We start from the raw sequence: 18,234 nt of genomic DNA on the forward strand, positions 1-18,234 counted from the left end.
CCGCCGCCGACGCGCGTCAGGAGCTGAGGGCAGTCTCGACCTGCTGGGCGTAGAGGGAGGCGTAGAGACCGCGGCGCTCGAGCAGCTCGAGGTGGGTGCCGGACTCGACGATGCGGCCGCCGTCGACGACGTGGATGACGTCGGCCGAGACGACCGTCGAGAGGCGGTGCGCGATCGCGATGGTGGTGCGGCCGCGGGCGGCGTCGTCGAGGGCGGTCTGCACGATCCGCTCCGAGACGGTGTCCAGCGCGCTCGTCGCCTCGTCGAGGATGAGCACGGCCGGGTCCTTCAGCAGCACCCGCGCGATCGCGAGGCGCTGCTTCTCGCCGCCGGAGAGCCGATAGCCGCGCTCGCCGACGAGGGTGTCGTAGCCGTCGGGGAAGGACGCGATCGTGTCGTGGATGTTCGCGGACCGCGCGGCCGCCTCCAGTTCCTCCTGCGTCGCTCCGGGGCGCGCGTAGCGGAGGTTGTCGGCGATCGTCGCGTGGAAGAGGTACGTCTCCTGGCTGACGATGCCGATGTGCGAGACCAGCGACTCCTGCCGCAGCTCGCGGACGTCCGCGCCGGCGAAGCGGACCGACCCTTCGGTGACGTCGTAGAGCCGGGGCACGAGGTACGAGATGGTCGTCTTGCCCGCACCGGAGGGCCCCACGAAGGCGACGAACTGGCCGGGCTCGATCGAGACCGAGACGCGGTCGAGGGTCGGCCGGACGTCGTCGGTCTGGTCGGGGTAGCGGAAGACGACCTCGTCGAGCTCGACCCGGCCGAGCTCGCCGTCGACGTCGCGGGCGCCCGCACGGTCGGCGATCGCGGGCTTCAGGTCGAGGTACTCGAAGATGCGGGCGAAGAGCGCGCCGGCGGTCTGCAGGTCGAGCGCGACGCGCATCAGGCCCAGCAGCGGCCACATCAGCCGCGCCTGCACGGTGGTGAAGGCGACGACGGTGCCGGCGGTGACGGTCGTCCCGCCGAGGATCAGCCAGGCGGCGACGAGGTAGACGACCACGGGGATCACCGAGAGGAAGATCTGCACGGTCGCGAAGAACCACTGCCCGGACATCTGCTGGCGGACCTGGAGCTCGATCTGCCGGCCGTTCTCGTCCGCGTAGCGGGTGACCTCCGACTCCTGGCGGCCGAAGCTCTTGGCGAGCAGGATGCCCGAGACGCTCAGCGTCTCCTGCGTGATCGCCGTCATCTCGGACAGCGACTCCTGCGTCTTCGTGGCGATCCGGGCGCGGACCTGGCCGACCCGGCGCTGGGCGATGACCAGGACCGGGGTGAGCACCACGGCGACGATCGTCATCTGCCAGGACAGCAGGAGCATCGCGACGACCGCCGCGATCACGGTGACGGTGTTGCCGAGCACGCTCGAGACGGTGTTGGTGAGCACGCTGGCCACGCCGCCGACGTCGTTCGCGAGGCGCGACTGGATCACGCCGGTGCGGGTGCGGGTGAAGAAGCCGAGCTCCATCGCCTGGAGGTGGCGGAACAGCCGGATCCGCAGCTCGCCCATCACGCTGTTGCCGACGGTCGCGGTGAGGAAGGTCTGCCAGACGCCGAGCACGGCGGAGACCACCCAGATCAGCACCATCACGCCGACGAGCTCGAGCAGGACGGGGAAGTCCGGGCGGCCCGACTCCGGGAACAGCCCGCGGTCGAAGGCCAGCTGGGTGAGCAGCGGCGGCACGACCGTCAGTGCGGCGCCGACGAGCACGAGGGCGACCGTGAGCGTGAGCTTCGTGCGGTGGTCGCGGAAGAGCGAGGCGATCCGGGAGAAGAGGTGGTCGATCCTCGGGGCGTCGGAGTTCTTGCGCCGCTGGGCGTCGGGGTCGCTGCTGGAGATCTTCCCGCGCACCGCGCCCGCGCGCATCCCGCCGCCGCTCGCGACGTCACCCATCCTGCTCATCGCTCGACCATAACCCCGCCCGCCGACACCGCCCGCGGCTTCCGCCCACGGCGAAGATGTGCTCAGCGGCGGGCGCTCGGCGGCGACCCTGCCGACCATGTCGGGCCGCGTTCGCGGACTCGACTCACCGGGTCTCGATACGCCGCGTCCCGCGGCTGCTCGACCAGCATGGAGGGGACCACCGTCCGCAGGCCGCCGGTCGGTCCACCGCCTGGCCGGCGCGATCATGCTGGTCGAGTAGCCGCCATCGGCGGCGTATCGAGACCCACGCGGACGAAGGAAGGCCCAGGCCCTGCGTGAGCAGGACCCGGGCCTCCGAATGGAACGGCGATCAGCCCTTCGTGGCGCCGGCCAGCAGGCCGCGGACGAAGAAGCGCTGGAGGGCGAAGAACACGATCAGCGGGACGATGATCGAGATGAACGCTCCGGCCGTGAGGAGCTCCCACGACTGGCCGTACGAGCCCGAGAGGTCCTGCAGCGCCTTCGTGATCGGGAGCCCCTGCCCGGAGGTGAAGACCGTCGCGACCAGCAGGTCGTTCCAGACCCACAGGAACTGGAAGATGCCGAACGAGGCGATCGCCGGGACCGAGAGCGGCAGCACGATGCGGAAGAAGATCTGGCCGTGGCCGGCTCCGTCCACGCGCGCCGCCTCGATGACCTCGCCGGGGATCTCCGAGATGAAGTTGTGCAACATGAAGATCGCCAGCGGGAGCGCGAAGATCGTGTGCGCGATCCACACCTTCGCGTACGAGCCGTCCAACCCGTTCACCCCGAGCCCGGGCAGGATGTAGAGGTTGCCGATGCGCAGGCCGTCCGAGAACAGCTGCAGCAGCGGGACGAGGGCCATCTGGATCGGCACGATCTGCAGCGAGAACACGAGCACGAACAGCGTGTTCCGGCCCTTGAAGTCGATCCAGGCGAACGCGTAGGCCGCGAGGCTGGCGATCGTGATCGGGATCAGCGCCGCCGGCAGCGTGATGACCAGCGAGTTCACGAACGCCTTGCCCAGCGTCAGGCTGTCGCCCGAGTTCAGCGCGTTCGCGTAGTTGTCGAGGGTGAAGCCGGGGTTGGCGAAGATCGTCCACCAGCCGGTCGTCTTGATGTCGTTCGCGGGGCGGAACGACGAGATGAACAGCCCGAGGGTCGGGATGGTCCAGATCGCCGCGATGATCGCGGCCGCGAGGGTCGCTCCGCGCGAGGTGGTCGCCTTGCGGACCTTGCCGCTGGCCGCCTCGATCTTCGACTCGCCGCGGGCGAGCGAGCGCTCGGTGCTGCGGTCGACCGGAACCTGGATCGGAGTGGGCGTGACGCTCATCGGATCTCCCTCTGCTTGGCGAGCTGGCGGGCGTTGTAGACGACGATCGGGAGCACGAGCAGGAACAGGATGACCGCGAGGGCCGCGCTGTAGCCGCTGCGGGCGCCGAGCTGGAACTGGCGGACCATCTCGAAGGCGAGGACGGTGGTGTCGGAGCGGCCGCCGGTCATCGCCGAGACGATGTCGAAGACCTTCAGCGAGGCGATCGAGATCGTGGTCAGCACGACCACGATCGAGGAGCGGATGCCCGGGACGACGACGTTCCAGAACGACTGCCAGGCGTTGGTGCCGTCCAGCGACGCCGCCTCCAGCTGCTCCGAGGGCACGCCCTTGATGGCGGCCGAGAGGACCGTCATCGCGAAGCCGGCCTGCGTCCAGATCAGCACGACGACCAGGAACAGCGTGTTCCACGGCTCGAGGCCCAGCCAGTCGACGGGAGAGCCGCCGAACGCGGTGAGGATGCCGTTGAGGACACCGATCTGCTCGCCCTGGCGGGTGTCGTAGAAGAACTTGAAGATGATCGAGGCGCCGACGAACGAGATCGCCATCGGCATGAAGACCAGCAGCTTGAAGAACTTCTCGCCGCGGCTCTTGTCGATGAAGACCGCGTAGGCGAGGCCGATCGCGGTGGCGGTGATCGGAGCGAGGAGCACCCAGACCACGGTGTTGAGGAAGGCGGTCACGCCGTCGGGGCTGGTGAAGACCCAGATGAAGTTGTCGAGGCCGGCGAATCCGGAGCCGTCGTTCTTCATGAAGGCGTTCAGCGCGGTCGTGATCGTCGGGTAGATCAGGCCGATCAGGATGAAGAAGGCGGCCGGGGCCATGAACGCGATCAGCTGCAGTCCGTAGCCCGCGCCTTTGCGGGACCGGAAGTCGAGCAGGAAGAGGATGCCGCCGAGGACGGCCGCGACGACCGCGACCCACATGACCGAGTTGTACAGGCCGAACGCGAGCAGGAGCACGACCGGCAGGACGACGGTCACGGCGAGACGGAGGACCGTGTAGCCGGTGCCGCGCCGCGGGGCGATCTCGACGAAGAAGAGGATGATCGCGACGACCGCCGCGAACGCCAGAAGGATGATGGGGATCTGCGCGAGCGGGGGGATGCTCGCCAGCCACTGGAAGAAGCCGGACATGGACGCCCTTTCGAGTGCGACTCTGAACTCTGGTGAGGCCCGGTCCGGCCGGACCGCGGGTGCGATCGGGCCGGACGGGCATCGGTCGAGGGCCGCCGCTCCGAGAAGCGGCGGCCCTCCACCCGACTGCTAGGAGGTGTAGCCGGCCTGGATCTCCTCGAGGACCTGATCGGTGCTCGAGCCGTCGATCCAGTCGACCATGCCCTTCCAGAAGCTGTCGGCGCCGACGGACTTCGGCATGAGGTCCGAGCCGTCGAAGCGGAACGTGGTGTCCGGGTCCTGGAGGATGCCGATGGAGTCCTTCAGGATGTCGCTGCCGGCGTTCTCGGCGTCGAGGCCCGTGTTGGCCGAGATGACTCCGCCGAGCTTGACGCGGCTGTTGGCCCAGTCGGCGCTGGCCAGGTACTCCTGGACCTTCGCGGTGTCCTCGTCGTTCGAGAACGCGGCGACCATCTCGCCACCACCGGTGACGGCCTGGGGGTCGTCGGCATTGGTCGGCGGGGTGAGGAAGGCCCAGACGTCGCCGTCCTCGGCCACGTTGGCGCCGGCCGAGATCAGGAAGCCCTCGAAGAACGAGGCCTGGTGGGTCAGGGCGCAGGTGCCGTTCGCGATGTTCTGCGCGACGTCGCCGAAGGCGGTCGAGTTGATCGAGGAGACGTCGCCGTAGCCGGCGTTGACCAGGGTCGGGTCGAGGAGGATCGAGCCGACGGAGTCGAACGCCGCCTTGATCTCGGGGTCGGTGAACGGGGTGTCGCCCGCGACCCAGGAGTCGTAGACGTCGGGGCCGGCCTCGCGGAGGACGGCGTCCTCGATCCAGTCGGTGCCCGGCCAGCCGGACGCCTCACCGGAGTTGAAGCCCGCGCACCAGGACGGTCCGCCGGTCTTCTCGGCGATGGTCTTGCCCAGCGCCTCCATCTCGTCCCAGGTGGTGGGAACGGAGACGCCCCACTCGGCGAACTTCGCCGGCGAGTACCAGATGTAGCCCTTGACGGACGCCATCAGCGGCGCGCCGTACTGCGTGCCGTCGACCTGGCCGTACTTCTGCCAGTCCTCGGACCAGTTGTTCTGGACCTCGGTCAGGGCACCCTCGGGCAGCTCCTGGACCTTGCCGGAGGCGACGGTGTCGGCGAGCAGACCGGGCTGCGGGAAGATCGCGAGGTCGGGGGTGTCGCCACCCTGGACCTTGATGCCGATCTGCTTCTCGAACTCCTTGTCGCCGGTGTACTTGATGTCGATGCCGGACTCCTCCTCCCAGTCCGCCCAGGACTGCTCGAGAAGGGTGGCCTCGTCGCCGTTGATGGTGCCGTAGACGTTGACGACGCCGTCGGCGGTGCCGACAGTGCCGGCGGAGCTGCCGCCGCCGGCGTTGGGGTCGTTCGGGTCGCTGCTGCTCGAGCAGCCGGCGAGGGCGATCCCGGCCGCTGCGAGAACGGCGACGGGAAGGGTGATACGGCGGTGCAGGGATGACCGCATGGTTCCTCCTCATTGAGTGGTGGTTCAGCCGAGGGCCGGTGCCGTCCGGCGGGCCGGCGGGCTGAGGCGACTCGAAGCAGGTGCTGCGACGACTCGGATGCTGTTGGTGGTTCCGTGCGAAGACTCTCCGAGCGGAACACCGGGTTCGTGTGGACTCGGGCCTCCACGGAGGGAAACCTTTCCACAAGTTCGATGAAAGCACAACGGCGCCGATAGAGCGCTCTCTGAGATAACGATCCGGCGACGAACCGCGGGAAATCGGGCCGCCCGCCGCGGGAGATCGATCTCGACGCTCCCGGTCGCGTCGCGCCCGGGGTATAACTTTCTGGAACCGTTTCCAGCATCGACGCCGGACGGACCGGGAGGAACGCCGTGCCAGGCATCGAAGAGGTCGCCGAGCTCGCCGGAGTGTCGAAGGCGACCGTGTCGCGCGCGCTCAGCGGCCGCGGCTACGTCTCCGCGGGGACGAAGCAGCGGGTCGAGCGCGCCGCGTCCAGCCTCGGCTACGTCGTCTCGGCGAACGCCTCGAGCCTCGTCACCGGTCGCAGCAACAACGTCGCGGTGATCATCCCGGTGATCAACCAGTGGTTCTTCGGCGGCATCATCGAGGGCATCGAGCACGCCCTGCTCGCCGCCGGCTACGACGTGCTCCTCTACAACATCGACAAGCACCACGACGCGCGCCGGAGCGTCTTCGAGTACTACCTCGTCCGCAAGCGCGTCGACGCGATCGTCGCGGTGACCCTCGAGATCTCCCCGGACGAGACGGAGGCGCTGCTCGCGCTGGGCAAGCCGATCGTCGGGATCGGCGGCTCCCTGCCCGGCATCCCCACCTTCAGCATCGACGACGTCGCCGCGGCCCGCCTCGCCACCGAGCACCTGCTCTCGCTCGGGCACGAGCGGGTCGTGCACATCGGCGGGCTCACGGAGGAGGAGATGGACTTCCACGTGCACACGAAGCGGCACGAGGGGTTCCGCCAGGCCCTCGCCGCGGCCGGACTCGAGCAGGGGCCCGGCCACTTCGTGCCGACCCGGTTCGACATCCCGGGCGGGCACCGCGCCGGGCGCCAGGTGCTCGGCGACCCTCGGACCCGGCCGACCGCGATCTTCGCCGCGTCCGACGAGATCGCGATCGGGATCATCCTCGCCGCCCGCGAGCTCGGGCTGTCGGTGCCGGAGGACGTCTCGATCATCGGGATCGACGACCACCCGCTCGCCGAGCTGTTCGGCCTGAGCTCGATCCGGCAGGATCCGCGGCAGCAGGGCGAGCTCGCGGTCGCGCTGGTGCTGGAGGCGCTGGCGGCGCTCGGCCGGGGCGAGGCGCCGCCGCCCGCCCGGCACACGACCATCCCCGCCTCCCTCGTCATCCGCACCAGCACGTCGGCGCCGCGGGGAGCGAGAATCGGAGCATGAGCGACTCCGCCGCCCCCTCCCCCGTCGTCCGCGACGCCCCCGAGCGCTCGCGCTTCGAGATCTCCGTCGGCGGCGAGGTCGCGGGCTTCGCGGCCTACGCCCGCCGCGGCGACGAGGTGGTGCTGACGCACACCGTCGTCGACGACGCGTGGGAGGGGCACGGCCTCGGCAGCGTCCTCGCCCGCGCCGCGGTCCTCGCGGTGACGGACGCCGGCGGCACGGTCGTCCCCCGCTGCCCCTTCATCGCGGCCTGGCTCCGCAAGCACCCGGACTCGGGCGCCCGCGTCCGCTGGCCCGAGGACTGAGCCGAGGCGGCCGCGCCCGCCCCCTGCTGATCGAGCAGCCCGCGCAGCGGGCGTGTCGAGATCCATCACCGGCAACACTGACTGCTGATGATCGTGGGTCTCGATACGCCCCTCCGGGGCTGCTCGACCAGCATGGGAGGGAACCCCGCCGCTCACGCCGGCGGGGTGCGGGAGCCGATCTCCTGGAGCGACCAGGTGTTGCCGTCGGGGTCGGCGAAGTGGGCGTACTTCACGCCGCCCATGTCCTGCACGTCCGAGAGCTCGAGCCCGCGCCCGACCAGCTGGGCGCGTGCGGCGACGATGTCGTCGACGACGAGGTGCAGCCCGCGGACGACGCCGTCCTCCGGCCCGGGCCCCATCCCGGTGCCGATCACGATCGAGCAAGCGGAGCCGGGCGGCGTCAGCTGGACGATCCGCATCGACGGCGAGGGCCGGACGTCGTGGTCCACGTGGAAGCCGACGACGTCGGCGTAGAACGCCAGCGCACGGTCGACGTCGGAGACGGGCACGGGGACGAGTTCGAGTCGCATCTGCACGCGCTCATCCTGCACGAGTCGCTGACGGAGGTGGCTCTCGATGCGCCCCTCCCGGCTACTCGACCAGCATGCGTGCGCAGGAGGGCGCGGCGAACTCAGTCGCGCGGGGCGACGACGAGGCGCTCGTGCATGATCTCGACGGCGCGCTCGAGGACGCGGCGGTCCTCGGGGCGGAGGTCGGCGAAGATCGGCGTGAGGGCGTCGCCCAGCTGGGTGCGCCACGCGCTGAGCGCCGCGGCGCCGTCGGGGGCCAGGCGGATCTGCCAGGCCCGGGCGTCGGCCGGATCGGCGATGCGGTCGAGCCAGCCGGTCTCGACGAGGTTCTTCACGATCTTGGTCATCGTGGGCTGCGAGACGCGGCTCTGCGTCGCCAGTTCGCCCAGGCGCATCGGCCCCATCGACAGCAGCACCGAGAGGGTGCGCCAGACCGCCTGGGACTCCTGGTTGTCGGTGGCCTGCGCGGCGAGCCGGGTGATCCGGTGCGTCACCGAGACGAAGTCGCTCAGCAGCTCGCTCAGCGAGACCTCGCTGGGCGGCACGTCGCGCGCCGGCAGGCCGGCGAGCGGGTCGATTGCAGTCACCCGCCGATTCTAGAGGCTGCGTCCCGCGACACCGGGAAGGCAGGGCACCCCCGGTCGGGGCGGCGCAGCAGCGGGAACGACGAAGGGCGCCGCCTCCGAGGAGACGACGCCCTGCGCCGGTGGGCCCGCCCGGAGGCGGATCCGTGCACCCGAAGCGGGTGCGAGGGGATTACTTGACGGTGACGGTCGCGCCGGCGGCCTCGAGCTGGGCCTTGGCCTTCTCGGCGGTCTCCTTGTTGACGGCCTCGAGGACAGCCTTGGGGGCGCCGTCGACGACAGCCTTCGCCTCGCCGAGGCCGAGGCTCGTGAGCGCGCGGACCTCCTTGATGACCTGGATCTTCTTCTCGCCGGCGGCCTCGAGCACGACGTCGAACTCGGTCTGCTCCTCGACCTCTTCGGCCGGGGCGGCCGGGCCGGCGACGCCGGCAGCCGCGACGGGCGCGGCGGCGGTGACCTCGAAGACCTCTTCGAACTTCTTCACGAACTCAGAGAGCTCGATGAGCGTGAGCTCCTTGAAGGCCTCGATGAGCTCGTCCTGCGTGAGCTTTGCCATGATTTTTCTCCTTGTTGTTTCTTGTCTACGAACCGCGTGCACGCTGCCTCCCGGAGGGAGACGTCAGCTCGCGGACTCCTGCTTCTCGCGCAGTGCCTCGACCGTGCGAACGGCCTTGGACAGCGGGGCCTGGAACAGGTAAGCCGCACCGAAGAGCGAGGCCTTGAAGGCGCCGGCGAGCTTGCCGAGCAGCACTTCACGGGACTCGAGGTCGGCGAGCTTGCCCACCTCTTCAGCGGTCAGCGGGTTACCGTCGAAGTAACCGCCCTTGACCACGAGGAGAGGGTTTGCCTTGGCGAAGGCACGCAGCGACTTCGCGACGGCGACGGGGTCGCCGTGCACGAACGCGATGGCCGAAGGGCCAGCGAGCTCGGCGTCGAAGGACGAGATCCCGGCGTTGTTCGCCGCGATCTTGGTCAGCGTGTTCTTCACCACGGCGTAGGTCGCGTGCTCACTGATGTCCTTGCGCAGCGTCTTGAGCTGAGCAACAGTGAGACCGCGGTACTCGGTCAGCAGAACGGCGGTCGAACTCTGGAACTTCTCCGTGAGTTCGGCGACCGAGGCTTCCTTGTTCGCCATGGGTACTCCTGTGAATTCTCGTGCCGGTAGCCCGAAGGCACGCAAAGAAAAAGGCTCCGGCGCAGGAGCGCGGGAGCCTGGGGATCGCGATGAACGCGGAACTGGTCTCTTGCACACCTGCGCGGGCCATTCGCTTCGCGAATCCTTCGTCCGGCGGCGATCCGCGGGGCCTGGGCCCTGCTCGTGCGCACACCGGAAACCGGCGGTCTTTGGCTTCGGGAAGCGTACGACGTCGACGGGCCCGTGCGCAAGTCGGCCCGACACGGGATGCTGGAGGGATGACAGGCTCGCCCTCCGCCTCCGACCCCGAACCCGGCGCGCACGACGGCGCCGACGCGGACGCCGACGGCACGACCGACACCGCGATCGCCGCCGTCGAGGGCGAGCTGAGCACCCTCTTCAACCGGGTGCGCGACGCGATGCGCTCGGCCGCCGAACGACTCCACCCCGAGCTCAGCACCGCGGGCTACCGGACGCTCGCCACCCTCGAGCGGCGCGGCCCGATGCACTCGGGCGCCCTGGCCGAGCTGCTCGAGACGGACAAGTCCTCGATCAGCCGGCAGATCTCGGCGCTGGACCGCCTCGGTCTCCTCCAGCGCTCCCCCGACCCCGACGACGGACGCGCGACGATCCTCTCCGTGCCGCCGGAGACCGCCGAGCGGATGCGGGCGATCCGCAGCTCGCGCCAGGCGCTGATGCACGAGGAGCTGCGCCGCTGGGAGGCGGGGGACGTCGAGCTCTTCGCCGTCCTGCTGCGCCGCATCACCGCCCTCGACATGCGCGGCGCTAGCACCGCCCAGACCGGGGGACAATCGGGCGCGGGCCCGGAGCCGACCGCGTAGCGTCGCGGGAGATGGAACAGCTCGCCCCTCCCTCCCTCCCTGCTGACGTCGACGGCGCCCTGGCGCTCGCCCGCACCCTCTCCGCGGACCCGCCTCGGCCCGGCACCGGCCGCACCGCCGAGCTGCATGCGCTGCTCGAGCGCCTCGCCCGGCACGACCTCGGCGTCGCCCGGGCGATCGAGCCGCATCTCGACGCGCTCGCGATCCTCGGCGAGGCGGGGCTGAGCGCCCGGGACGCCGGAGTGGACGACGACGCGGTCTGGGGCGTCTTCGCGGCGGAGGGCGGCGACGAGCCGCTCATCGCGACTCCCGACGGCGACGCCTGGCGGCTGGACGGCGTGAAGCCCTGGTGCTCGCTGGCCGGGCGCCTCGACGCGGCCCTGATCACGGCGCACGTCGGCGAGGGCTCCGGCGAGCGCCGCCTCTTCGCCGTGCGCCTCGGCGACGGCACCGCGACCCCGGAGGAGAACGCCTGGCACCCCCGCGGCCTGATCGAGATCCCGAGCGGGCCGGTGCGCTTCTCCGGCGCCCGGGCTCAGGAGGTCGGCGCCCCCGGCTGGTACCTCTCGAGGCCCGGCTTCGCCTGGGGCGGCATCGGCGTGGCCGCCTGCTGGCTCGGCGGTGCCCGGGGCGTCGCCGCGGCGCTGGCCCGAGCGGCCGCCCGCCGCGAGGATCCGCACCTGCTCGCGCACCTCGGCGCGGTGGACACCGCTCTCTCCGCCGGCCGGCGCGCGCTCGACGAGGCATCGGCGCTGATCGACGCCGGCGAGGCCGAGGGGAGCCGCGGCTCGCTGCTGGCCAAGCGGGTCCGCGGCACCGTCGCGAGCGCCGTGGAGGAGGTCCTGCTGCGCGCCGGCCGCGCCCTCGGGCCCGCTCCGCTCGCCCTCGACGCGGAGCACGCCAAGCGGGTCGCCGACCTCGCTCTCTACGTCCGCCAGCACCACGCCGAGCGCGACGACGCGGCCCTCGGCCGCGCGGTCCTCGCCAGCGGGGAGGCGGAGGAGTGGTGAGCCGGGTCATCGCCTTCGACGGGCACCTCGAGGGCACGCCCGTGGAGCACTGGCGCGAGGACGGCCGGCTCGATCGGCTCCCGGTGCTGTCCGCGGACGCGCTCCTCTCCGTCGACCGCGTGCTCGTCGTGGTCGCCCACGCCGACGACGAGACGCTGGGCTGCGGCGGCACGATCGCCCTCGCCCGCCGCCTCGGCGTCCCCGTGGACGTCGTGATCGTGACGGACGGCGGTGCGGCCCACGGCGCCTCCTCCCCCGGGGCCGCGGCCGCTCTCGTCGCCGAGCGGCGCGCCGAGGCCCGCGCGGCGCTCGACGAGCTCGGCGCCGGCATCGGCCTCGCCTTCCTCGACGTCCCCGACTCGGGCACGCCCGAGCACCGCGACCGGATCCTCGCGGATGTCCTCGCGCGCGCCGGCGCCGAGTCCGGCCGGGTCCTCCTGCTCTCCACCTGGACCGGCGACGGCCACCGCGACCACCGCGTGGTCGGCGAGGTCTGCACCGAGGCCGCCGACGCCCTCGGCCACCCGCTGCTCGCCGCGCCGATCTGGCTCTGGCACTGGGCCGCGCCCGACGACGCCGAGGTGCCATGGTCCGCCCTCGTGCGCGTCGAGGCCGACGACGATCTGCGGGCGCGCAAGGCCCGCGCCCGCGAGCGCTACCCGAGCCAGACCGCGCCCGGGCCGGCCGGCACCGCCCCCGTCCTGCACCCGCGCTTCGTCCGCGCGTTCGCCGGCGACGACCGCCTGGTACGGGTCCGCTGATGGCGACCCCGGGGCTAGCGCACGGCGATCCGACCGACAAGTGGCGGAGAGAAGCCGCGATCCTGCCTAGGCTCGGAGGCACGAGCGGGCGCGGCCCCGACGACGAGGACACGGGGATGAGCTACTTCGACGAGCTGTACGAGCGGCACGAGGACCCCTGGGGGTACACGAGCCGCTGGTACGAGGAGCGCAAGCGCGCCCTCACCCTCGCCAGCCTGCCCGAGCGGCGCTACGACTCCGTCCTCGAGATCGGCTCCTCGATCGGCGTGCTCGCCGAGGCCCTCGCCGCGCGGGCCGAGCACCTGCTCGCCCTGGACGTCTCGGCCGCCGCCGTGGAGCGGGCCGCCCGCCGCCTCGCGCCGCTCGAGCACGTGCGCGTCGAGCACCACGACATCACCCGCGGAGTGCCGGAGGGCCCGTTCGACCTGATCGTGCTCTCCGAGGTCGGCTACTACCTCGGCCGCGAGACGCTCGAGCGGACGCTCCGCGGGGTGCGCGACCGCCTCTCCGCCTCGGGCGAGCTGGTCACCGTGCACTGGCGGCACCCGATCGACGGCCTCGAGCTCGACGGCGACGCCGTGCAGAGCGCCGTCGCCGGTCTCGGGCTGCGGCGGATCGCCCGGCATGAGGAGGAGGACCTGCTCCTCGAGGTGCACTCGCGCGACGGCCGCTCGGTCGCCCGGCGGACGGGGCTGCTGTGACCCGGATCGAGCAGGTGCTGATCGTCGTGCCGGCCCACGACGAGGAGGAGCGGATCGGCGCCGCCGTCGCGTCCGTGCTGCGCAGCGCCGAGCACCTCGCCCTGGCGCATCCGCCGATCGTGGTCCGGCTGATCGTCGCGGCCGACGGCTGCACGGACGCGACCGTCGAGCGCGCCCGGGCCGCCGGCGCCGAGGTGCTCGAGCTCGAGCGCTGCGGGGTCGGCGCCGCGCGGGCGGCCGGCATCGCGCACGCCCTCGGCACCGTCTCCGTGCCGGACGACCGGGTCTGGCTCGCGAACACCGACGCCGACACCGTCGTGCCGGAGGAGTGGCTGCTCGAGCACGTCGAGCACGCCCGCCACCACGACGCGCTGGTCGGCACCGTCCGGCCCGACCCCACCGACCTGTCGCCGGCGATGTACCGGCGCTGGCGGCGCACGCGCGAGCAGGAGGAGTCGGTCGGCAGCATCCACGGCGCGAACCTCGGGGTCCGCGCGAGCGCGTACCTGGCCGCCGGCGGCTTCGGCGGCGAGCCGCTGCACGAGGACGTCCTGCTGGTGGAGCGCCTGCACGCCGCGGGCGCGCGGGTCGGGGCGACCGACCGCGGCGAGGTGACCACCTCCGGACGCCGCCGCAACCGCGTGGACGGCGGCTACGGACCGTATCTGCACGACCGGTTCGCGGACGCTCCGGTGCACTGACGCTCCTCCGACCGCGCGGACCTCTGCTACAACGCGCGGGCGCAAGCAGATCGGCGACGCCGTTGTCAACGGTCCGGCCCTGAATTGTCACGGCATCCGCAGGAGAGTGGAATGGGGGCCGAGCACGACCCTGTGCTCTCTCCGATGGAAGGGTCACCGCATGAATCCCCGCCTCGTCCTGCTGGCGCTCGTCGCCCTCGCTGCGTACGTCTTCGGCGCCCGCGCCGGTCGCGGACGCTACGAAGAGCTCCGCCATCTCGCACTCGGCGTGTGGAACGACCCCGCCACGAAGAAGACGCGCAAGAAGCTCAAGAAGACCTCGAAGCGCGAGGCGAAGCACTTCACCGCGGTCGCCGACAAGGCACGCGCGAAGGTGCAGCGCTCACTCCGCTGATCGACATCATCTGCAAGGACGCCTTCACGACAGGCGTTGACGCTCGCACCGGAACGGCCGGTCGAGCACACTACGAAGGAGACACATCATGGGCATCATCGGTTGGATCGTCCTCGGCCTCATCGCCGGCGCACTCGCAAAGCTCATCCTGCCCGGCAAGCAGGGCGGCGGATGGATCATCACCATCATCCTCGGCATCGTCGGAGCCCTCCTCGGAGGATTCATCGGCGGCGCGCTCTTCGGGCGCGACGACCCGATGGGCTTCAACCTCGTCAGCATCATCCTCGCCGTCGTCGGCGCGATCATCGTTCTGCTGATCTACGGCGCGATCACCGGCCGCAAGTCCCGCGCGTAGTCACGCGACCCTCGAAGGCCCCCGGCATCCGTGCCGGGGGCCTTCGTCGTTCCCCGGCGCGGTGACGGCGCGGGGCGTCGTGGAACCGGCGCCGGACGACCGCCGATGTTCGCGAGCCGCGCAAGGCCTTGCACCTGGGAGGCCGCGGGGCGTGGACTGTACTCCGGCCGCATGCTCTCCGATGCGGTCGATCCCCGGACGAAAGGACGCTCGAGTATGAGCACGGACGCGAACACTGTCCCCACGATCACCCTCAACAACGGAGTCGAGATCCCGCAGCTGGGCTTCGGTGTCTTCCAGATCGACCCCGCCGAGACGAAGGACGCGACCCTCGCCGCCCTCGAGGTCGGCTACCGCCACATCGACACCGCCGAGATGTACGGCAACGAGGCCGGCGTCGGCGAGGCCGTGCGCGCCTCCGGCCTCGACCGCTCCGAGGTGTTCGTCACCTCGAAGCTCAACAACGGCTTCCACGCCCGCGAGGACGCCCTCCAGGCGATCGACGACACCCTCGCCGAGCTGAAGTTCGACTACGTCGACCTCTTCCTCATCCACTGGCCGCTGCCGAAGGTCGGAGACTACCTGGAGACCTGGAAGGCGATGGAGGAGATCTACCGCAGCGGCAAGGCGAAGGCGATCGGCGTCTCCAACTTCCAGACGAACCACCTCAACCGGCTGCGCGCCGAGGCGACGATCGTCCCGGCCGTGAACCAGATCGAGGTGCACCCCTTCCTCACGCAGGACGAGCTCCGCGCCTACGGCGTCGAGCACGGCATCGCGACCGAGGCCTGGTCGCCGATCGCGCAGGGCAAGGTCCTGGACGACGAGGCGATCGTGCGCATCGCGAGCAGCGTCGACCGCTCCCCCGCGCAGGTCGTCCTCCGCTGGCACCTCCAGCGCGGCGACATCGTCTTCCCGAAGTCGGTCACGCGCAAGCGCGTGGAGGAGAACTTCGCCCTCTTCGACTTCGAGCTGGACGACGAGTCGATGACCGCGATCTCCGCGCTCAACCGCGACGAGCGCACCGGCCCGAACCCGGACGAGTTCAACTACATCCCGAGCTGACCCTCGGCTCCTGAGCCGGCTCCTCCGGCTCGCACGAACGCCTCCGGCTCGCGGGATCCTCGGATCCCCGCGAGCCGGAGGCGTTTCCGCGTGCCGGGCGGTGGTGGCTACTGCGCGTCGCGCCAGGAGTGCTCGGGGGCGTAGCCGAGGACCTCGCGGGCGTGGTCGATCGAGAGCAGCGTGTCGTTCACACCGAGCTCGCCGCGCAGCTCGACGCCGGGGAAGACCTCGGCGACCAGCTCGTCGTTCGGACGGGTCATCACGGTGTCGGCCGCCGCGATGATGAAGCGGTCGAAGCCGGGCTCGCGGTGCGCGAGGGCCTTCTCGACCGCCTGGGCGCCGTCGCGGCCGTCGATGTAGCCCCAGAGGTTCCACTTGCGCAGCGTCGCGTCGGCGTCGAAGGACGGGAACTCGGCGTAGTCCTCCTCGTTCATCACGTTGGAGAAGCGCAGGCCGATGATCGTGAGGTCCTCGTGCCAGCGGCAGAGCTCGATCGCGAGCTGCTCCTCGAGGTGCTTGGTGAGCGAGTAGACCGACTCCGGGCGGGCCGGGTACTTCTCGTCGACCGGGATGTAGGGCGGCGGCACGTCGAACGGCAGGCCGAGCACCGTCTCGCTGGACGCGTAGACGATGCTGCGGATGCCCGCGCGGATCGCCGCGTGGAAGACGTTGAACGTCGACGACATGTTGTTCTGGAAGGTCGCGATGTCGGGCACGATACCGGGCGCCGGCACGGCCGCGAGGTGCACGACCGCGTCGATCCCCTCGTAGCGGTCGCCCACGGCCTGCAGGGCGTCGACGACCTGCCCGTAGTCGGTGATGTCGATGCTGATGACGCCCTCGCCGCGGGTTCCCGCGCGGTCGAGGACGAAGACGTCGTGGCCGGATTCGCGGAGGCGGGTGACGACGCTGCGGCCGAGTTTCCCGGATCCACCGGTGACTGCGATTCTCATGCCTCGAACGCTAACGGGCCGCGGGCCTGCGGACGAGGGGCTGGCGGATCAGCCCGCGACGTGGAGGGAGATGCCGCCGCCGACCTCGGGCGTCGTCTCGTCGGCGACGAGCTCGGTCCAGCGGCGCAGCACGGCGGCGCCGGCCTCGTCGTTGATCGCGCCGTCGACCACGAGGATCGGGTACGGCTTGTCCGGGACGCCCTCCGCGGGGCGCACGTCGACGTGGGCGACGTCGTAGGCGTGCTCGGACAGCCAGTCGGCCATCGCGTAGTCGCTGCGGGAGTCGCCGACCGTGCGCCAGCGCTGCGGGATCGGGCCGGTGGCGCCGAGCAGCTCGACGGCGCGCTGAGCGCCGAGGTCCTTGCCGAGGCGGTTCGACTCGATGTCGGTGGAGATCACGGTCGGGTCGATGCGGTACTCGACGGCGCCGGTGTCGTTCGGGTAGCGGATGCCGCGGCGCTCGACGCCGAGGCCGGCCGCGGTCATGATCTGCAGGGCGTCGGCGTCGAAGACGAGCTGGCGCTCGAGGTAGTCCTCGCTGGAGAGGTCGACGAGCTGCTCGGCCGAGACCATCGCGCGCTTGGTCTCGTCGAAGAAGACCAGGTCGTCGTAGTCCTCGCGGATCATCCGCTCGAGGTCGCGGGCGACGGCCTCCGGGATCGCGAGCGACTCGTCCACGATCGGCTCGGAGGTGCCGCGGTAGTCGACGGTGAACCAGACGGCGCCCTTCTCGCAGACGCAGACGATGCGCGCATCGGCCGAGACGCCGCGCTCGAGCAGCGACGGCAGCACCCGCTCGCGCAGGAACGCGTCGGAGCGGCCGGTGTTGAAGACGAGCGGGATGCCCGCGTTCGCGAGGGTGACGAGGTCGTCGGCGATCGAGGCGATGGCGATCGTGCGGCTGATCGGGCTGGCGATCGGCCCGTCGACGTCGAGGAGCAGGCCGAGCGGAGGTGTGGTGGAGGTCATCGTCTCCATTCTGCCGTGCGCGCGCGTCCGGCCGTCCCCGCGAGATGCCACTTGTGCACGCTTTCGACGGCGTGTCGCGTGCACAAGTGGCATCTCGCGGCGGGGAGGAGGTCAGTCCGTGGTCAGGACGAGGGTGCGCTGCGTGAGGGTGCCGTCGGGGGACTCGACGGCGAGGGTGATCAGTGTCTCGGCGTCGCGGCAGGGGACGGAGAGGGCGGAGTAGCCGGTCACGGAGAGGTCGACGGGGTCGCCGGACTGCGCATCGGTCGTGCCGACGGCGAGACGGGCGGCGACGCCGCCCTCGGTCTGCCAGGAGAGCGCGACCGGGACGGAGGCGGTGCGGTCGCCGGCGCAGTCGATCGTCGCGGGCGAGGCGGTGAAGGAGAGGACGGCGGCGGCGGCGGATTCGGGGGCGGCCGAGGCGACGACTCCCTCGGTCGGGGAGGCGGCCGAGGGGGCGTCTGCGGCGGGGGCGGTCGTCTCCGCCGCGGGCCCGGTCGTCGCGGCCTCGGTGGGCGCGGTCGACGGGGCGGCGGCGGCCGAGGCGGAGGGGGCGACCGGGGTGGACGTCGGGGCGCCCGCGCCGTCGGCCGGGCGGACGAGGAGGACGATCGCGACGATCACGGCGACGAGGCCGAGGACCGCGAGGACGATCCCGAGGGTGCGGGCGGTACGGGGCGGCATCGGGA

21 protein-coding genes are annotated in these 18,234 nt (G+C 71.3%); 10 read left to right on the top strand and 11 right to left on the bottom strand.

Features of this window, described 5'->3' with window-relative positions; all coding sequences use genetic code 11:
- Positions 1 to 16: 16 nt before the first annotated feature.
- The 4 genes from GTU73_RS15550 to GTU73_RS15565 form a co-directional block, all read right to left on the bottom strand.
- Positions 17 to 1,894 carry an ABC transporter ATP-binding protein gene (locus tag GTU73_RS15550; RefSeq protein WP_160091422.1) on the bottom strand — a complete coding sequence of 626 codons (1,878 nt, stop codon included), beginning with the start codon at positions 1,892 to 1,894 and terminating at the stop codon, positions 17 to 19.
- A 340-nt stretch (positions 1,895 to 2,234) separates the two neighbouring features.
- The gene (locus tag GTU73_RS15555) at positions 2,235 to 3,218 is read right to left on the bottom strand and encodes a carbohydrate ABC transporter permease (RefSeq protein ID WP_160090584.1); all 984 of its coding nucleotides are present in this window, start codon (positions 3,216 to 3,218) and stop codon (positions 2,235 to 2,237) included.
- Entirely contained in the window at positions 3,215 to 4,354 is a 1,140-nt protein-coding gene (locus GTU73_RS15560) for a sugar ABC transporter permease (protein WP_160090585.1), read from the bottom strand. The genes GTU73_RS15555 and GTU73_RS15560 overlap by 4 nt, the downstream gene beginning before the upstream one ends.
- A gap of 129 nt (positions 4,355 to 4,483) precedes the next feature.
- Positions 4,484 to 5,827, bottom strand: a complete 1,344-nt coding sequence (locus GTU73_RS15565; protein ID WP_160090586.1) for an ABC transporter substrate-binding protein — start codon at positions 5,825 to 5,827, stop codon at positions 4,484 to 4,486.
- Positions 5,828 to 6,199: 372 nt separating this feature from the next.
- On the opposite strand from GTU73_RS15565, the gene GTU73_RS15570 reads away from it, so the two are divergent.
- Positions 6,200 to 7,240: a LacI family DNA-binding transcriptional regulator gene (locus GTU73_RS15570; protein WP_160090587.1), complete on the top strand. Its 1,041-nt coding sequence runs from the start codon at positions 6,200 to 6,202 to the stop codon at positions 7,238 to 7,240.
- Positions 7,237 to 7,545 (top strand): GNAT family N-acetyltransferase, encoded by a 309-nt coding sequence (locus tag GTU73_RS15575; RefSeq protein WP_160090588.1) that lies wholly within the window; start codon positions 7,237 to 7,239, stop codon positions 7,543 to 7,545. Before GTU73_RS15570 ends, GTU73_RS15575 begins: the two co-directional genes overlap by 4 nt.
- A 152-nt stretch (positions 7,546 to 7,697) precedes the next feature.
- On the opposite strand, the gene GTU73_RS15580 is transcribed toward GTU73_RS15575, so the two are convergent.
- From GTU73_RS15580 to rplJ, 4 genes are all read right to left on the bottom strand, one after another.
- Positions 7,698 to 8,081, bottom strand: coding sequence for a VOC family protein (locus tag GTU73_RS15580; protein ID WP_244231664.1), 384 nt, complete (start codon positions 8,079 to 8,081; stop codon positions 7,698 to 7,700).
- A gap of 95 nt (positions 8,082 to 8,176) precedes the next feature.
- The gene (locus GTU73_RS15585; protein WP_243732947.1) at positions 8,177 to 8,662 is read right to left on the bottom strand and encodes a MarR family transcriptional regulator; all 486 of its coding nucleotides are present in this window, start codon (positions 8,660 to 8,662) and stop codon (positions 8,177 to 8,179) included.
- Positions 8,663 to 8,831: 169 nt separating this feature from the next.
- Positions 8,832 to 9,215, bottom strand: coding sequence for a 50S ribosomal protein L7/L12 (gene rplL, locus GTU73_RS15590; RefSeq protein WP_055791021.1), 384 nt, complete (start codon positions 9,213 to 9,215; stop codon positions 8,832 to 8,834).
- A gap of 63 nt (positions 9,216 to 9,278) precedes the next feature.
- Positions 9,279 to 9,794: a 50S ribosomal protein L10 gene (gene rplJ, locus GTU73_RS15595; protein ID WP_123447792.1), complete on the bottom strand. Its 516-nt coding sequence runs from the start codon at positions 9,792 to 9,794 to the stop codon at positions 9,279 to 9,281.
- A 278-nt stretch (positions 9,795 to 10,072) separates the two neighbouring features.
- Here rplJ and GTU73_RS15600 point away from each other — a divergent pair, with 278 nt between their 5' ends.
- The 8 genes from GTU73_RS15600 (at position 10,073) to GTU73_RS15635 (ending at position 15,623) form a co-directional block, all read left to right on the top strand.
- The gene (locus tag GTU73_RS15600) at positions 10,073 to 10,636 is read left to right on the top strand and encodes a MarR family winged helix-turn-helix transcriptional regulator (RefSeq protein WP_160090589.1); all 564 of its coding nucleotides are present in this window, start codon (positions 10,073 to 10,075) and stop codon (positions 10,634 to 10,636) included.
- Between the two features lie 11 nt (positions 10,637 to 10,647).
- Entirely contained in the window at positions 10,648 to 11,646 is a 999-nt protein-coding gene (locus GTU73_RS15605) for an acyl-CoA dehydrogenase (RefSeq protein WP_160090590.1), read from the top strand.
- On the top strand, positions 11,643 to 12,407 hold the full coding sequence (locus tag GTU73_RS15610) for a PIG-L family deacetylase (RefSeq protein WP_160090591.1): 765 nt from the start codon (positions 11,643 to 11,645) through the stop codon (positions 12,405 to 12,407). The genes GTU73_RS15605 and GTU73_RS15610 overlap by 4 nt, the downstream gene beginning before the upstream one ends.
- Before the next feature lie 116 nt (positions 12,408 to 12,523).
- Positions 12,524 to 13,108, top strand: a complete 585-nt coding sequence (locus GTU73_RS15615; protein ID WP_160090592.1) for an SAM-dependent methyltransferase — start codon at positions 12,524 to 12,526, stop codon at positions 13,106 to 13,108.
- Positions 13,105 to 13,809 carry a glycosyltransferase family 2 protein gene (locus GTU73_RS15620; protein WP_160090593.1) on the top strand — a complete coding sequence of 235 codons (705 nt, stop codon included), beginning with the start codon at positions 13,105 to 13,107 and terminating at the stop codon, positions 13,807 to 13,809. Before GTU73_RS15615 ends, GTU73_RS15620 begins: the two co-directional genes overlap by 4 nt.
- A gap of 160 nt (positions 13,810 to 13,969) precedes the next feature.
- Positions 13,970 to 14,203: a YtxH domain-containing protein gene (locus tag GTU73_RS15625; protein ID WP_123447798.1), complete on the top strand. Its 234-nt coding sequence runs from the start codon at positions 13,970 to 13,972 to the stop codon at positions 14,201 to 14,203.
- An 88-nt stretch (positions 14,204 to 14,291) separates the two neighbouring features.
- Positions 14,292 to 14,558 (top strand): GlsB/YeaQ/YmgE family stress response membrane protein, encoded by a 267-nt coding sequence (locus GTU73_RS15630; protein WP_056041656.1) that lies wholly within the window; start codon positions 14,292 to 14,294, stop codon positions 14,556 to 14,558.
- Positions 14,559 to 14,774: 216 nt separating this feature from the next.
- Positions 14,775 to 15,623 carry an aldo/keto reductase gene (locus tag GTU73_RS15635; protein ID WP_160090594.1) on the top strand — a complete coding sequence of 283 codons (849 nt, stop codon included), beginning with the start codon at positions 14,775 to 14,777 and terminating at the stop codon, positions 15,621 to 15,623.
- Between the two features lie 107 nt (positions 15,624 to 15,730).
- On the opposite strand, the gene GTU73_RS15640 is transcribed toward GTU73_RS15635, so the two are convergent.
- The 3 genes from GTU73_RS15640 to GTU73_RS15650 form a co-directional block, all read right to left on the bottom strand.
- Complete coding sequence (locus GTU73_RS15640) at positions 15,731 to 16,576, bottom strand: NAD(P)-dependent oxidoreductase (protein ID WP_160090595.1); 846 nt, start codon at positions 16,574 to 16,576, stop codon at positions 15,731 to 15,733.
- A 48-nt stretch (positions 16,577 to 16,624) separates the two neighbouring features.
- Complete coding sequence (locus tag GTU73_RS15645; protein WP_208543681.1) at positions 16,625 to 17,545, bottom strand: hypothetical protein; 921 nt, start codon at positions 17,543 to 17,545, stop codon at positions 16,625 to 16,627.
- 111 nt (positions 17,546 to 17,656) lie between these two features.
- Positions 17,657 to 18,229, bottom strand: a complete 573-nt coding sequence (locus tag GTU73_RS15650) for a hypothetical protein (protein ID WP_160090597.1) — start codon at positions 18,227 to 18,229, stop codon at positions 17,657 to 17,659.
- Positions 18,230 to 18,234: the final 5 nt, after the last annotated feature.

Origin of the sequence: Rathayibacter sp. VKM Ac-2804 (genome assembly GCF_009866655.1) — a bacterium.
GTDB lineage: Bacteria > Actinomycetota > Actinomycetes > Actinomycetales > Microbacteriaceae > Rathayibacter.